The 15,169-nt window shown below is 61.4% G+C and carries 13 protein-coding genes; 10 read left to right on the top strand and 3 right to left on the bottom strand.

The features are described 5' to 3' along the window. Positions 1–554 precede the first annotated feature (554 nt). Together BLT65_RS48385 and BLT65_RS08745 are read left to right on the top strand one after the other, a co-directional pair. On the top strand, positions 555–683 hold the full coding sequence (locus BLT65_RS48385) for a hypothetical protein (protein WP_279634444.1): 129 nt from the start codon (positions 555–557) through the stop codon (positions 681–683). A 38-nt stretch (positions 684–721) separates the two neighbouring features. Continuing rightward, positions 722–1,453: a gamma-glutamylcyclotransferase gene (locus BLT65_RS08745; RefSeq protein WP_091776940.1), complete on the top strand. Its 732-nt coding sequence runs from the start codon at positions 722–724 to the stop codon at positions 1,451–1,453. Between the two features lie 350 nt (positions 1,454–1,803). Here BLT65_RS08745 and BLT65_RS08740 read toward each other — a convergent pair whose 3' ends face one another. Then, the gene (locus BLT65_RS08740) at positions 1,804–2,028 is read right to left on the bottom strand and encodes a hypothetical protein (protein WP_042315242.1); all 225 of its coding nucleotides are present in this window, start codon (positions 2,026–2,028) and stop codon (positions 1,804–1,806) included. 99 nt (positions 2,029–2,127) lie between these two features. Further along, a complete protein-coding gene (locus BLT65_RS08735; RefSeq protein ID WP_091776938.1) occupies positions 2,128–2,352 on the bottom strand; it encodes a hypothetical protein in 225 nt (74 codons plus the stop codon). Between the two features lie 241 nt (positions 2,353–2,593). On the opposite strand from BLT65_RS08735, the gene BLT65_RS08730 reads away from it, so the two are divergent. Next, positions 2,594–4,702, top strand: coding sequence for a serine/threonine protein kinase (locus tag BLT65_RS08730; protein WP_091776936.1), 2,109 nt, complete (start codon positions 2,594–2,596; stop codon positions 4,700–4,702). Between the two features lie 27 nt (positions 4,703–4,729). Here BLT65_RS08730 and BLT65_RS08725 read toward each other — a convergent pair whose 3' ends face one another. After that, positions 4,730–6,652 (bottom strand): SUMF1/EgtB/PvdO family nonheme iron enzyme, encoded by a 1,923-nt coding sequence (locus BLT65_RS08725; RefSeq protein ID WP_244186457.1) that lies wholly within the window; start codon positions 6,650–6,652, stop codon positions 4,730–4,732. A 249-nt stretch (positions 6,653–6,901) separates the two neighbouring features. Between BLT65_RS08725 and BLT65_RS08720 the strand changes: the two genes are divergently transcribed. The 7 genes from BLT65_RS08720 (at position 6,902) to BLT65_RS08690 (ending at position 15,143) form a co-directional block, all read left to right on the top strand. Then, positions 6,902–7,327, top strand: a complete 426-nt coding sequence (locus BLT65_RS08720) for a DUF4399 domain-containing protein (protein ID WP_007733396.1) — start codon at positions 6,902–6,904, stop codon at positions 7,325–7,327. A gap of 68 nt (positions 7,328–7,395) precedes the next feature. Continuing rightward, entirely contained in the window at positions 7,396–7,833 is a 438-nt protein-coding gene (locus tag BLT65_RS08715) for a DUF4399 domain-containing protein (protein ID WP_091776932.1), read from the top strand. 293 nt (positions 7,834–8,126) lie between these two features. After that, a complete protein-coding gene (locus BLT65_RS08710) occupies positions 8,127–8,390 on the top strand; it encodes a hypothetical protein (RefSeq protein ID WP_042315237.1) in 264 nt (87 codons plus the stop codon). Between the two features lie 332 nt (positions 8,391–8,722). Then, positions 8,723–10,084, top strand: coding sequence for an efflux transporter outer membrane subunit (locus tag BLT65_RS08705; protein WP_244186462.1), 1,362 nt, complete (start codon positions 8,723–8,725; stop codon positions 10,082–10,084). 263 nt (positions 10,085–10,347) lie between these two features. Next, a complete protein-coding gene (locus BLT65_RS08700; protein ID WP_091776926.1) occupies positions 10,348–12,948 on the top strand; it encodes an FHA domain-containing protein in 2,601 nt (866 codons plus the stop codon). Then, the gene (locus BLT65_RS08695; RefSeq protein ID WP_091776923.1) at positions 12,926–14,299 is read left to right on the top strand and encodes a beta-barrel domain-containing protein; all 1,374 of its coding nucleotides are present in this window, start codon (positions 12,926–12,928) and stop codon (positions 14,297–14,299) included. Before BLT65_RS08700 ends, BLT65_RS08695 begins: the two co-directional genes overlap by 23 nt. A gap of 91 nt (positions 14,300–14,390) precedes the next feature. Beyond that, positions 14,391–15,143, top strand: a complete 753-nt coding sequence (locus BLT65_RS08690) for a peptidylprolyl isomerase (protein WP_042315233.1) — start codon at positions 14,391–14,393, stop codon at positions 15,141–15,143. Positions 15,144–15,169: the final 26 nt, after the last annotated feature.

The following is a 15,169-nucleotide window of genomic DNA, read 5'->3' as shown; positions in this document are numbered from 1 at the left end:
CCACCGCCGAATGCGGCGTTCACGTTGCCGACGTTGTAGTTGCTGCCGCCACGCACGGAGGCGAGTGCTTCGACGGAAAGTTCTTCGTTATGCGAAAGGTCTTTGATGGTCAGCGTAGCCATGGTCAATCTCCTGGATCAGTTGCTTCGGGTTGGAAGAGCACGATTTGTTTGCGCTCGCTGCTACATATGCACAGGGTGTGCCAGTCATGTGCGGAGCTCCGAAATAGCAAGATAACCATATGAAACTAAAGGAGATTTAATCTTGTAGATTTTTTGAACGCGGATTTTCAGGCGACCAGACGACAAATGAACGTCTGCTGCTGGCAAACAGATAATCGCGCAGCTGTCCGCTTTAACCGAACAGCACGCAATGCCGCCATCTCAATGAGTTCTGCGACTGGCGCTCCGAGGCGCACTTGAGCAGATCATCTCGGCCGTAAGCGATGCGCGACGGTCCCGAACCACTCAGTGATCGCAGCGAGTTCGACTTCCTTGAAGTGCGTCAATTCTCCGGAATTGACCGTTCGCTGCCGAGGATGGAGGATGAGTGCCATGGCTTGGGACGACGAGATTCCGCGGCGTGACATTCGGGAGCGGCACAAAGCCGGGCTGCCGGGACTATCGAGAGAATCAGGTCAGTCCTTTGAAAGCCTGTACCTGATCGCCCGCTGGCGGGTTTAACGATGCCCGGCCTCGTTTGCTTCCCGAGGGAGTAACAGATGGACCAGACTTCCACTACACGTCGCCAGCGTTCAGTCCCTCTGCGTCTGACCCCCGAGTTGGTGTCACTGGTTGCGTGCAAGATGGAAGACAGCGGACCGGCCCCCGGCGTCATCGTCCACACGGATGAAGATTACGAGGCGTCACTGCAGGCGGTACTCCATACGGGTGCCTGGCAAGGAGAGGACATCTGGCTGTTCGCTTATGGTTCGTTGCTGTGGAATCGGCCCTTCGAAGTTGAAGAGCAGGTTGCAGCGGTATTACACGGCTGGCACCGTGCGTTCTGCATTCGGCTAACGCGCTTTCGCGGCACCCCCGACCAGCCGGGGTTGATGATGTCACTCGTTCCAGGTGGCAGCTGCCGTGGCGCCCTATATCGGATTGCTGGGCACCGGGTCCTCGCGGATCTGCACAAGCTATGGCGACGGGAAATGACCGTCAAGCCGCCGACCAGTCCGCCACGATGGGTTACCGCGAAAGCGGGGCAAGCCGCCGTGCGCGCCATTGCGTTTACCGCCGATCGCAAGGGGCGCAACTTTGTGGCCGGGTTGACCGACGAGGAGATCGCGTCCGTGTTGTACAAGGCGGTCGGCCACTGGGGATCGGGTGCCGAATACCTCATGCAGACGGTTGACCACCTTGAACGTCTTGGCATCCGGGACGCCAACCTATGGCGTTTGCAGCGGCTCGTTGCGCAGCGCCTGGTTGAGCTGAAAGCCGCCGGCAGGTAGCGTGGCCCGGCGCCCCGCGGCACCTATGCGGGCCTATGCGGCTCGCCGCGCTCGCCAGGCATGTTTGGGAGTCAGGGGCTGCGACGCCCGCACTTACATTGCGCCTTGAAAAGCACCCTCCCGCAAGGGAATAACCAGCGGCGTTCGCGCGTATACGACCGGTTGCCCATCGGCTGAACGCAGAAGTCTTAGCGAAGGCCATACCGTCAAGCACGGAAAGTTGGCGGAATAAAACAGACGGCCAGAGGGCAACAGGCAAACAGACGCGCGCGCGAACGCGTGCCGCAAGCCATCCGGCAAGCGGCACGTCAAGAGAAAGAAGCGACTGACGAATTCCTTAAAGGCAAGCGCTATTTGCGCAAAAGGCTCTGCGGGGGTATGCGTTCGTCGACAGGTTGGCGCGCAGCCGTAGGGAATCCCACGGGATAGTCGACGACGCGCGTCGCCGCCGGCAACGCCTGCGCGCTGACGCCGAAGAAGCGTCCGCCCGTTCGTGCGCCGCCGACGATAGCGGTCATCGCGGCGCGATCGAGTTCGACACTTTCGGGAAGATCTTTGATGAGTAGCTTGGACATGGCTGTTCCATAAGAAATGTCGCGTGGCGCCGTCGCGATGGCTGCGCGCTTCGGTCGATGACGGCAACGCGTATGTCTCGAACAACCAGTATAGGTAATTCAGGCTCGATGCGGTGTGCGCTGGCGAGCATTGCGGACGCTGTGAGGAGGTTCGGCACCTTGACGCGAGGCCCGACGACGCGTCGAGACGCTGAACAACAGCGTGGTCGGCAGATTTGAAACGAACGCGTTGTTGTCGTTGCTCACGTTGCTGATGTTCAGGCCTTGGTTTACAAGCTGCCGGGCATCGACCGTCTTGCTGTTGTCGAAGTCGAGCTTGATCATGTAGGCGAAGGGGAAAAAAAGACGCTGAGGCCTTCATGTACAGGGCTTCGCGCCAAATGGGGTGGACGGCGAGACGCTGTTGGGCCGGACAACGCGGCCAGGAGCCACACGACGCCCGTCGTGTCGCGGGCCAATCCTGGTTTGCGAAAGGCATACGTGCGGGCTACTATCGAACGAGCACATGTAATTGGTTACGACAGGGAAATCCTCAGACCATCGGGAGCTGCATCGCTTTGAACACATGGCTAGCCTTGCGCACGTGATTCGGGACTTTCAGAGCGGCGCGCTCACGCAGGACGCGTTCGTCGCTCAACTCGACAGCACGCTCACAACGGAAGGCGTCGGTTCGGCACGTCTGCTCGAAATACTCGGCGAAGCGCACATCAGGAAGCCGCTGCCTCCTGCCCTCTACGCGGAAGTGCGCCGCCGAATCGAACAGATGCCCGTTTCGAACCTTGCCGCGGCGGGCGGCGAGGAAACGCGCATGCAAACGGTGGCCGAGCCCCCACCGCCGCCGCCGCCCGCGCGTAGCAGCGATGCAGTTGGGTCCGGACTCGATCAGGTGAAAGGCACGGGCGACACGTTGAACAACCGCTTCGTGCTCGAAGAGTGTCTTGGCGTAGGCGGGATGGGCACCGTCTACAAGGCGCTCGATATGCGCAAGCTCGAAGCGTCGGACCGTAAGCCGTATCTCGCGATCAAGGTGCTGAACACGCAGTTCCGCGGCAACCCGAAGTCGCTGATCGCGTTGCAGCGCGAAGCGCGCAAGGCGCAGGTACTCGCGCACCGCAATATCGTCACCGTCTACGATTTCGACCGCGATGGCGCCATCGTCTATCTGACGATGGAATACCTGTCCGGCAAGCCGCTCAGCCAGATTTTGCGTACGCAGGATTTCAAGGGCATGCCCGTTCAGTCCGCATTGCCGATCGTGCGCGGCATGTCGAGCGCGCTGGCGTACGCGCATGAGCGCGGCTTCGTGCATTGCGACTTCAAACCCGCCAACGTGTTTCTGACCGATACGGGCGAAGTCAAGGTGATCGACTTCGGCATCGCGCGCGTCTTTCAGCGGCCTGAAGAAGAAAGCGACGCAACCGTGTTCGATCCCGGCAGCCTCGGCGCATTGACGCCAGCCTATGCAAGCCCGGAAATGCTCGAGCATCTCGAACCCGATCCACGCGACGACATCTACGCGCTAGGCTGCATCACCTACGAGCTTTTGACGGGCCGTCATCCGTTCGACCGTCAGTCGGCGACACAGGCGCGCGCGTCGAACCGGCAACCGCAGCGGCCCGAGAACCTGAGCAACCGACAATGGCGCGCGTTGCGTGCGACGCTCGCCTTCGACCGCAAGTCGCGCACGCCGACGGTGTCGCGCTTCGTCGAAGAATTCGGCGCGCAGGAACGCGCGTCGGCGTCGAAGTCGTCAGGGCGCAATGTCGATCGCACCGGCATGCTGATGAAGTCGGGTGTTGCGGGACTCGCGCTCGCTTGCGCGGCAGGCGGCGCGCTGTACTTCTATCGTGCTTCGCGGACTCTGGAGCAGGAGAATGCGGCGCTACAGGTGAGCCCGGCATCCGAGGCCAGCGCCGCCGCGCCCGTTCAGCCCATCACACCTGTTACCCCGTCGCCGCCTGCCGTTACATCCGCACCGCCAGCGCCCGTCACGCCAGCCCCGCCGACGCTCGCCGCCGTCACTTCGGCGCTCGCGACATTGCCGTGCTCGGCGCTTGCCGCTTCGATTCAGGATCGCGCGGTACAGGTGCGCGGATTCGTGCCGCAACACGGCGAGGCGCAGGTCAACGAGCGTCTTGCAACATTGCCCGGCGTGGCGTCGACCAAGGTCGACGTGCAGCACGTGAGCAGCGACAAATGCGAGGTGCTAAAGGAACTCGGTTCTTACTGGACGCGCAACTGGCAGGCGGGGCATATCGCGTCGCTGACCGCGCGTATGCCGAACGGCGTGTTGACGGAAGGCGATCCTCTCGTGGTCGACGTGCGAACGCCCGGCTTCGACTCGTATGTGAACATCGACTACTACGTGCTCGACGGCAGCGTCGTACACATGGTGCCGGGGCCGCGCGCGAAGGATAACCAGGCGCCCGCGCATTACTCGGCGACGATCGGCAGCGGCGGCGACTGGGTCGTCTCGAAGCCGTTCGGTCAGGAACTGGTCGTTCTGCTGATCACGCCCGCGCCGCTCTTCGATACGCCACGGCCCGAAAGCGAGTCGCGCACGGACTATCTGCGCGCGCTCGATACGCGGCTCAAGCAGCTTGCCTCCAAATATGGGCAAGACCGTATCGTCGCGGACTTCGCGCAGATCACGAGCAAGGCGCGCGCGCATTGAAGGGCGCGCGCTTTGCTGCATATCAGGTCACTTGAGTTCTTTCACCACCCGAAAGCCGTCTTGCGACTGGCGCACGCTTTGGCTGTACTTGAAGCGCGTCGAGCTAAGCATGTAGTCGTTGCCTTCCCGCCATGAGCCGCCGCGAATCACGCGCGTGTTGCAGGTGGGTGAATCCCACGCGTGTCCGTCGTTCGGGGCGCCCTGGTACGAGTTATGCCAGCAGTCGCTGACCCATTCCCAGACGCTGCCGTTCATGTCGTACAAGCCGTTCGGATTTGCTGCAAACGTGCCGACGGGCTCGGGCGCTTCCTTGTGATATGGATCGCCGCAGTCCTTGCAGTTCGCCATGCCTTTGCGCATCTGGTCGCCCCACCAGTATTTCGTCGTGGTGCCCGCGCGGTCTGCATATTCCCATTCGGCTTCCGTAGGCAGTCGATACGCTTTGCCCGTGACCTTGCTCAGCCACTTCACGTACGCCTGCGCATCGTCCCAACTGAGATCGCGTGCGGGTGCGTTCTTCACGGAATTGTTTTCGGGCGACAGCTTCGGGCATCCGTTGACGTCGGCGCATGCGTTCCATTGCTCGACCGTCACCTCGTATTTACCGATAGCGAATGGCGCTGAAATGGTCACGTGATGCGGCGGCTTTTCGGACGGGTCGAAATTGCTGCCCATCGTGAACGAGCCTGCGGGCAGTGAAATCATCGCCGGGCAGGCTGCGCAGTCCTTGGTCTCGCCGCCTGTCGCGGCGCGTGCTGGCGCAGGCGTGGGGGCAGGTGCAGGTGCGGGAGCAGGCGTTGCGGCCGCTTTCGGCGCCGGTGTGGGCGCGGGTGCAGGCGCAGGTTGTGGCGCAGGCGCGGCAGCCGCGGCAGGACGCGACGGCGCTGCTGGCGGCGCTGTGTGCGTGGTGGCGGGCGGAGCTGTTTGCCCGGAAGCCTTGATCCTGTCGATCCGAGCCTTCGCGAGCGTCGCAAAGCGGCCATTTGGATACGCCTTCAGGTATGCCTCGTAATCGCTCGCGTAATTGCTGTCCTTGATCGATTCCCAGAACGTCAGCTCGTATTGCTCGTTGCTATCCTTCGGCAGAATGCCGCGGCTATTCAATGCGACGACTGCGTTCGGCTCATCTTCAATATGTTCCGATGCATGACGTGAAGCGAAAAGCCGCACCGGTTCCGTCAACGACGACAAGCGCCACGGCCTTTGCGCGCCATGCGTTTCATCTGCGACTTGTCGCGCCACATGAGCGAACATCGAATCGACGAACGCATCGGGCGCGCGGTGCATCTCGCGCAGCCACGCGCCCGTGAAAATGCCATGACGGGTGCCGTCGGCGGCTTGCGCGCCTTGCGTCGTCGCATAGGCAATCAATGTTTGCGGGGGCAACGGCGTCGCGAGACGGGCCGCCTCGAACGGTTGCGTCAGGCATGCGTCCAGCACGACGAGATTGAGTGCGTTCTTGCGCGGCGCCGCGAGCGTGTCGAGCACCGTCGACAGGTCGATGCTCGCCGTCATCAAGGAAGCAGGCGCACCCGGATCGGCACCGGCGGAAGTGAGCAGCGTGGTGCCTCCCGCCTGCAGGCCGTGCCCTGCAAAATAGAACAGCGCCGTGCCGCCAGGCTGCAGGCGTCGGCCGAACTCGGCAAGCGCATCGCGCATCTGCGGCGCCGTTGCATCGGTGCGCAGGACGACATCGAAGCCTTGCGCGCGCAACAACCCGGCGACGCTTTGCGCATCGCGCGCGGCATTCGGCAGCGCGCCGGCCGGATAGCTGGCGTTGCCGATCACGAGCGCGACCTTGCGGTTGGCCGCATCGGCGGGAAATGCAAAGAGACTATTCGCGGCGGCTTGAGAAGTGGCATCGCTCGCGCCGCGCGGCATCGGTTGAGCGTCGGCTTCTCGCATCTGGAGTGCCCCGATCATGCATACCAGCAGGAGTTTTCGCCACATTTTCAGATCCTGGTTGTTCTGGAAGTTCTGATAGAACCTCGTCATCGGACAAACCGGCCCGAGCTGGACAGTCGCCGCCCGCCATGCCGCCCGATACCCACGTAACGTATTTACCTGGACCACCCTTACAAACGATAGCACGCAGTTAGAACGTCAGAACGTTAACGAGCGTGGCGTTTCTTTTTAACAAGTTACGTCCTAAGCTAAAACGGAAGCAAGCAGCACTGACCCTCCCTGGGAGAATGCGCAATGCAAAGAAGAATAAGGCTCGCGGCTATTGGCGCGCTCTTTCTGGCTTCCGCGCAGGTGTTCGCTGGACCGACGCCTGCGCCGCCTGGCGCCGAGGTCTACATCATCTGGCCGGCGGATGGCACCGTGATCACAGGCGGCAAGCTCTGGGTGCGAATGGGCTTGCGCAACATGGGCGTCTGCCCTAAAGGCGTCAATGTTCCGAACACAGGCCATCACCATCTGCTGATCGACACGGACCTGCCGTCGATGGATCAGGAAATTCCCTCTGACCGGAATCACCTGCATTTTGGCGCAGGCGAAACGGACGCGCGCATTGAGCTGCCGCCCGGCAAGCACACGCTGCAACTGCTGCTCGGCGACTACAACCATGTGCCGCACAATCCGCCCGTCTATTCGAAGAAGATCACCATCATCGTGAAGTGAGCACGCGCGAGCGTTGCGCCGGCGCAAGGGCGCACCAGACGCACGACGCAAGACGGAGAGCATCAGCCATGATCAGGATCGTTGTTGCCGCTGCGGCACTTGCCGCCCTCACCGCCCTCACTTCGATGAACGTGGCATTCGCCGGGCCGACGCCTGCGCCCAAGGATGCCTATGCGTACATCGGCTATCCGAACGACGGACAGGTCGTGCCCGCCAACAAGCCGTTTCGCGTGTGGTTCGGCTTGCGATACATGGGCGTCGCGCCCAAGGGCGTGAAGTATCCGAACACGGGCCATCATCATCTGCTGATCGACACCGACTTGCCGCCGGCGGATCAGGAGATTCCTTCCGACCGCCAGCATCTGCATTTCGGCGCGGGCGAAACGGAAACCATGGTCATCTTGCCGCCCGGCAAGCACACGCTGCAATTGCTGATGGGCGACGAGAACCACATTCCGCACAATCCCCCCGTCTATTCGAAGAAGATCACGGTAATCGCGAAGTGAGCGAACGGATGTGCTCAACATTCGTATTCAGTGCTGTCTTTTTCGAACCAACAGTTTTGAGTCGGATGTTGGCCACATAGCGGCACTAGAGAGCGGGATCGACGCGCATCGAATTCGTATGCGCAAATAGTCTCTGACACGTCGCCCAATGGCAGCAAGGTTTTGCAGGTTTTTCGCGGCGCTGGCAGTGCAACTGGCACAGCCCATGCGTTGTTAGGCCCGAGCAGACAAGATGCTTGAACCTGAACCGAAACACCCTGGCGAAGCCTCGCTTCCCTCTTAGGAGAACTGTCATGAGCGCACTGATGATCAAAGACCTGTCCGTTGCAGAAGAACTCGATTTCAAGGCTATGAAGGCCGTCCACGGCGGCTTCGCTGCCTATCCGAACTTCCCGGCCATCAATCTCGACTTCAGCAAGCGCATCGGCGATGTGCAGCAAATGATCCAGCAGCAAATGAACATCAGCAACGTGAGCGGCGGCAACGCGTTCGCGTCGGGCCTGACCACGACGATCACGCCGACGATGCTGGCCAACAACAACGTCTCCGTGAGCTAAGTACATGGCGATGCCCGCGGAGGTCTGGACCGGCCTCCGCGGGTTCCGGGAAAATCCCGAAGCTGGTCGCGAAGTTTGCTTCGTCACGCATCGTCAAAAAGATCCAGAAGCCAATCGTCCTGTCCACACGACCGCCGCGTCACCGCACGCACTCCACGCCGAACGAAATCCGCCGACATCGATAGAGATGCCGCGCTGGACGTGCTTTACTTGAAAGGCGCGCTCTGCACGTGCAGTACACCCGGAAATGATCGGAGAATATCGTGTCTGCGTTGCCTGATTCGTTTGTCGCCGTCGCTCGCGTCATCTCTGCCGCTGCTGTTTGCACAGCCATGCTGGCCGGTTGCGTCGACGTTCACATGGCTGACTACAAGCGCCCCGATACGCCCGCCAAGCCGTCGTGGTCCGACAAGACAGGCGCGCTCGTTTCACCCGCCGACACCATCGTGCCCGACTGGTGGAAAGGCTTCCAGGACCCGTATCTGAACACGCTGATCGCGAAAGCGATCGAAGGCAACTTCGACATCAAGGTGCTCGCCGCGCGCATCGACGTAGCGGGCGCGCAGATCGGCGAAGCGAAGGCGGGTGCATTGCCGACGGCCGATCTCGGCGCAGGCGCGAACTTCCAGAAAACCACGGGGCAGCCGTTCACTCGGCAGTACAACGTAGCCGCCCAGGTGAACTGGGACATCGACATCTGGGGCAAGGTCGAAAAGGGCGTGCAGGCGCAAAAGGCCGAGTTCCACGCGACGGAAGCCGACTGGCGCGCGGGTTATCTGGAACTCGTGTCGAACGTGGCGACCACGTATTTCCAGATTCTCCAGTTCGACGATCAGATCGACGCGCAACAGAGAATGGTCGACGAGAACAAGAAGATTCTCTCGATCTTCGAAGGCATGAGCCGCAATGGCCTCGTTCCGAAGACGCAGGTGATGCGTCAACAGGCGGAGGTCAATCGTCTAACGAAGGATCTGCTCGATCTGGGCCGTTCGCGGAAAATTGCGAACAACGCGCTGTGTACGCTGATCGGCGTGCCTGCCGGCGAATTCACCGTACCCGTCGGCCATCTGCAGCAGCGCGTGCAACAGCCGCCCGTGCCGGGCGGGCTGCCGTCGCAACTGCTGTCGCGCCGGCCAGATATCGTCGCATCGGAATTGCGCGTGCTCGAAGCGTATAACCTGGTCGGCGAAGCCAAGCTGGCGCAATTGCCGACCATCAGCCTGACGGGCCATGGCGGCACCGCGAGCTTCGCGCTGTCCGATCTTTTGAAGTCGTTCACGTTCGGCTTCATGCCGAGCATCAATATTCCGCTACTCGATCCTGGCGTGCGTGCCCACGTCAAGACCACCGAGGCGCAAACCACCGTCGCCGAGCAGCAGTACCGGCAAACCGTGATGGGCGCATTCGAGGAAGTGGAAAACGCACTCGTCAATCTGGACTCGCACAAGCAGCAGCGCGTCGAATTGCAACAGGAAGTGGAACGTCTGAGCGTCGTCAACGTGCAAATGCAGTCGCAATTGCGCGAAGGCGTGGTGTCTCAACTGGACGTGTTCGAAACGGACCGCACGCTGCTGCAGGCGCAACTCGATCTGCTGACGAATCACCAGCAAATACTGTCCGACACGGTACTGCTTTACAAGGCGCTCGGCGGCGGGTGGCCGGCTGTCGATGTGCAGAAACAAGTGAAGCAATGAGGTCGAGCAATGAAGCGGCAGTACTGCGTGCATGACGCGGGCGAATAGAGGAAAAGCTGGCACGGTTCTTAAAACGAAGTCTGTGAAAACCGTTGCCTGAATATAGACCGCATTAGCCGTACCCATAATTGACTAACACCATGCGTGACTTAAAATTCCTGATTAGCCGCTCATACGGTCAGCATGACGGCTGCGTCGAATATGCTTCAATCGCCGCGTCTGTCGAACGCTCCGTTCGTGTCCACGCTTAGTGATGCAAAGAGATGAATCCCGGCGAAGCTCCGATTGCTGAGATGCGGGCGGCTCTGGACAAGGAGTTCGACGTCCTGTTGCTGCCCGTCTCGCATCCTTCTCTCGGCCCCATTCGGATCGTCGACGATCTGTTTGCGATCGGCCGCAGCGAGGCGCCGTTTGCCGACTATCCGCGTGATCGGGTCATCAGACTTTCGCGGCGTCACGCGCGCATCTTTACTGAGCATGGTGCGGTGTATGTGGCGGATCTCGACAGCAAGAACGGCACGACCGTCAATGGCGTTGCCGTACGGATGACGCCGTCGCGTGTGCGTGCCGGCGATGAGCTGTGCTTCGGCGGTGATCTGACGTATCGCGTCGCAATCGAGCCGCGTCCATTCAGTTCGGCATCCGCGCGCGGCGTGCAGCATCTGACTGTCACGCTGAAGCCGGAGCGCGCGGATCTGGGGCTCGAACCCATCGACCTCATTGCGTTTCCGTTTCTCGTCAGCAAGACGGACGAACTGTTCTCGCGCTACAAGGACCGCTATCCGCATCAGGTCAACTACATCTCGCGGCGCCACGCTCATATCTTCATGAAGGGCGGCGAACCGTGGATCGAAGATCTCGGCAGCACGAACGGCACGTTCCTTAATTACAAGCGTCTCGGCGAATCGGCTGTCGCATTGCAAAACGGCGATGTCGTTGGATTCGGCGGCGATCATTTCGTCTATCAGGTAGCGCTGCAAAAGTCGTTCGAAATCGAGCCTACCGTGACCCAGATGGTGCCGCCCGCCGCCGCGCTGGGCGTTCCCGCAGCGGCTGCGCCCGCGGCTGCTTCACCCGCGGCAGCTGCGCCTGCGGCAGCTGCGCCTGCGGCAGCTGCGCCCGTGGCGGCGATGCCCGCGGAAGATCCCGACAAGACCACGTTTGTCGGCGCGGCGCATTCGTTTCTCGATATCTTCTGCGTCGATCGCGCATTGCAGCGCGAAGACGAAGTGAATGAAAACGCGCCGCCCTTGACGCCGGACGAAGGGACGGAAGCCCAGACACGCCGTCCGCGCCGACGCTGGCAACTGTTGCTGCGCGAACTGACGCGCACCTTCGCGGCCGGCGACCGCACGACGATGCGGCGTGTCGGATGGGGCGGACTGGTGGTGCTGGTTGTCGTTGCGGGACTGGCCGTCACGCTGTACCTGCGCGGCGCGGCGGAGCGCGATATCAAGAGCCTGCTTGCGGCGGGAGAGTACGAGGCGGCGGCGGAAGTTGGCACGTCGTCTTTGCAGCGTCACCCCGCGAGCGACCCGATCCGCGCGCTTGCGAGTGAGGCGCTGATGAAGGCGCGTGTGCCCGGCTGGCTGTCGGCGTTGCAGGTGAAACAGTTCGATCGTGCCGCGGCGTTGATCGAAGGCATGCGCGCGACGAGCCAGAACAATCCCGATGCGCTCGCGCTGATCAATCAGTTGAACTGGGTTGGAGATCTTGAACGTTTTGTCGTCGGCCGGGGCGGCCCGGATGCGCCGATTCGCATCTATAGCGACGAAGGGCGTATCGACAATCTGCTCAAGCGTTGGCAAGACGATGCAAAGGGGCATCAGCGGATTCTGGACCGAATTGCGTCGTACGTGCCTGAATTCACCGAGCCTTATGCGCTTGCGATGAGCCATCTGCGCAAGCTGCAAAGCGACGACTCCGTGTACCTCGCGGCGATCGACCGGCTCAACTCGACCGTGGCGACGGAACTGGGACGCGACAAGCCAGATGCGCTGCCCGCCGTGCTCGACGATTACGCGCAACGCTATCCACGGCTCGCCGGGCTGGATGCTCTGCGTGGCGATTTGCGCCAGTACACGGACATCTTCAACGAAATGACGGCGCGGCACCTCGTTCCGCTGCTCGCATTGATGAAAAAGGCGAACTTCAGGACGCCGCCATTCAAGTCGCAGTACGCGCAATTGAGCGCGAGCCGTCTGCCTTCTGCGGAAGTCGTGGCGAAGCATGACGCGGCGAGCGCCGCATGGCAAAGCGGCGACAGCCAGCAGGCGCTGGCCGGCTTGCAGGCGATACCCGCTGGCCCGTGGTCGGATGTGATCGCAGCGGAGTTCGCGCACAAGAAGGCGCTGCTCGACCAGTTCGCCGACGTGCAGAAAAGCCGTGGTGCGGGAGATCGCGACGACAAACTGCTGTCGTTTTACGCCAGTCTCGATCCCGTCGAAGACGTGTACTTCGTGCGCGCCGTTCAGGGCGACGTCAATGCGCTGCGCGACAAGGCGCTGGCGCGCGCGCAAGATCAGATAGATCGCGCACAGGGATTGTGGCGGCAGTATCGTGCGAATGGCTCGATCGGCGGCACACAGCGCCTGGAATCCGGCATCTCGGGGGGCTTTCGCAGTCAGGCGCTTCTGCTGGCGGGCGCCAATACGGCGGCGCAACAGGGCATGCGCGTTTATACGCAACTGAAGGCGCCGCATCCGGCAGGCTCGGATCAGTTGCTCGAAGACATCGAAGCGGAAACGCAATTGCAGCGCCGCTCGCTGCAGGAATTGCGGATGGTGCTCGAACCCGGCTTGCTGAAATCGAAGCTTGCGTTGATTGGAGGCAGTGACGAAAGTGAAGCGCGACAATCACCCTGAGCCGCTTTACAAAGCGCTCGAAGATCACAGCGCCGAAGGCGTTGCGATTCTCACGGCGGAACCCGTGCGCATCGCGCAGGCGCTCGTGCTGACCCTGGTCGCGCTCGTTGTCGCGGGCCTGATGTGGTCGTTCTTCGGACGCGCTGACGTGATCGTCACGGCGCAAGGCACGCTCGCACCGGAATCGGACGTGCGGCGCATTTATGCGCCGATCGACGGCGAACTCACTGATCTCTATATCGCCGAAGGGCAACCCGTATCGAAGGGCGATGTGCTCGCGCGGCTCAATGCACGCGGCGCAATCGAAGCGGCAACCAACGCGCTGCAGGCACAGTTGAAGCTCGACGACGCCGAGCGCGAATGGAAAGAGTTTCCGCAGAAGAAGGAATTGATGGAGCGCAAGGCGACCGCGCTCAAGGATCAGCTCGAAGTGGAAGAGCGTCTGCACGAGAATCGTATTTCGGAAGGCACGAGCAAGCTCGCGGAAGGCCAGAAAGCGCAACTCGAAGAAGCGCGCAGCACGCTCGACAATGCACGCCGCGCGCGCGATGCGTCGCGCCAGGAAGCGGACAAATACACGCGTCTGTTCGCGCAGCCAGGTGGCGGCGGCGTCGCCGAGTTGCAGGTTGAAGCGAAGCGCAACACCGCTCTGGAAGCGGAAAATGCGTACCGTGTCGCGCAATCGCGGCTCGCCGAACTCGACTTCAAGCTGAGTCACGAATACGCGGAGGCCAACGCGCAACTCGAAACGAGTGGCCAGCAGTCGACGAAGCTGCAGCTTGAATACGACGATCTGATCCGCGACATCACCAGCACTGAAGAGAAACTGCGCCTGCAATTGCAGACGGCACGCCTCGTCGCCGACGCGGCTGCGCGCATCCGCTTCGAGAACATCGACAAGGACAACTTTCTGCTGATACTCGCGCCGACTTCGGGTGTGATTACCGACGTGACGTCGACGCAAACGGGCGACAAGATCCAGGCGAATGCGCCGCTCGGCGGCATCGCGCCGAAGGACGCGCGCCCCGTGCTGAAGATCGAGATCGCCGAGCGCGACCGCGCGTTTCTACACGAAGGCATGGCCGTCAAGATGAAATTCAACGCGTTTCCGTATCAGCGGTATGGGCTGATCAACGGCACGCTCGCGTACATCTCGCCGGCAACCAAGCCATCGGCGCAGGACAAGCAGCCTGTCTACGAAGGCCGCGTCCAGCTCGACAGGAATTATTACCAGATCGCGGAAAACCGCTATCCGCTGCGATACGGCATGACGGCGAGCGCCGAAATCGTCGTGCGCGAGCGGCGGTTGATCGATCTTGGGCTGGACCCGTTCAGGCAACTGGCCGGATAGCTTCAAAAGAACTCACTGCAATGCAAGCGTAGCCGAAAGTACAACCGCCAGCCGCCCGTTCGTTCGGGCCGTCACTAGAGGAGCGGACGAGATGACCGCGATCGTACGAATCGATGATGAAGTCGTGGATGTCGGCGAATTCATACGTCTACTGAAACTCACGGGCCAGTTCGAAAGCCTGATCGAGCAGATGGTGCGCGACAAGCTGACCGTACACGCCGCGAAGAAGCATGGCGTGACCGTGAGCGCCGACGAGATACAGGAGCGCGCCGACCAGTTCCGGCGCGTGCGCGGGCTGCATCGCGCGGCGGATATGAACCAGTATCTCGACACGCTGAAGGTCGGTCTCGACGAGTTCGAGACGTTCGTCACCGACAGCCTGTATCAGGAGAAGATGCTCGACAAGGTGGGTAGCGAAGGCGAGATCGAAGAGTACTTTTCGATGAATTCGCCGAAGTTCGATGCCATCGAGGTCAGCCACATTCTGCTCGACGACGAAGGCAAGGCGAAGGAAATGATCTCCTATCTGCGCGACGATCCCGATGCGTTCGCGGAAATGGCGCGCGAGCATTCGATTGCCGATACGAAAGACTCGGGCGGCGTGATCGGCAAAGTACTGCGTGGGTCGCTGAAGCCCGATATCGAGGCGAAGATCTTCAACGCGGCAGTCGGCGATCTGCTCGGGCCGTTTGCGTCGCTGGACCGCTCGTGCTTCGAGATCTTTGCGGTGACGGCGAAATATCCGGCACAACTCGACGAGGATGTCGCGTCGGAAATCAAGCGGCTGTTGCGCGAACAATGGCTGATGACACGCGCGCAGGAACACATCATCGAAGCGCTCTGATCGACGCGCGCTGCTGACGGGGACCC

Origin of the sequence: Paraburkholderia steynii (assembly GCF_900100565.1) — a bacterium.
Lineage (GTDB): Bacteria > Pseudomonadota > Gammaproteobacteria > Burkholderiales > Burkholderiaceae > Paraburkholderia > Paraburkholderia terrae.
The sequence above is the reverse complement of the archived record's forward strand: the minus strand, read 5'-3'. Positions and strand labels throughout refer to the sequence as shown.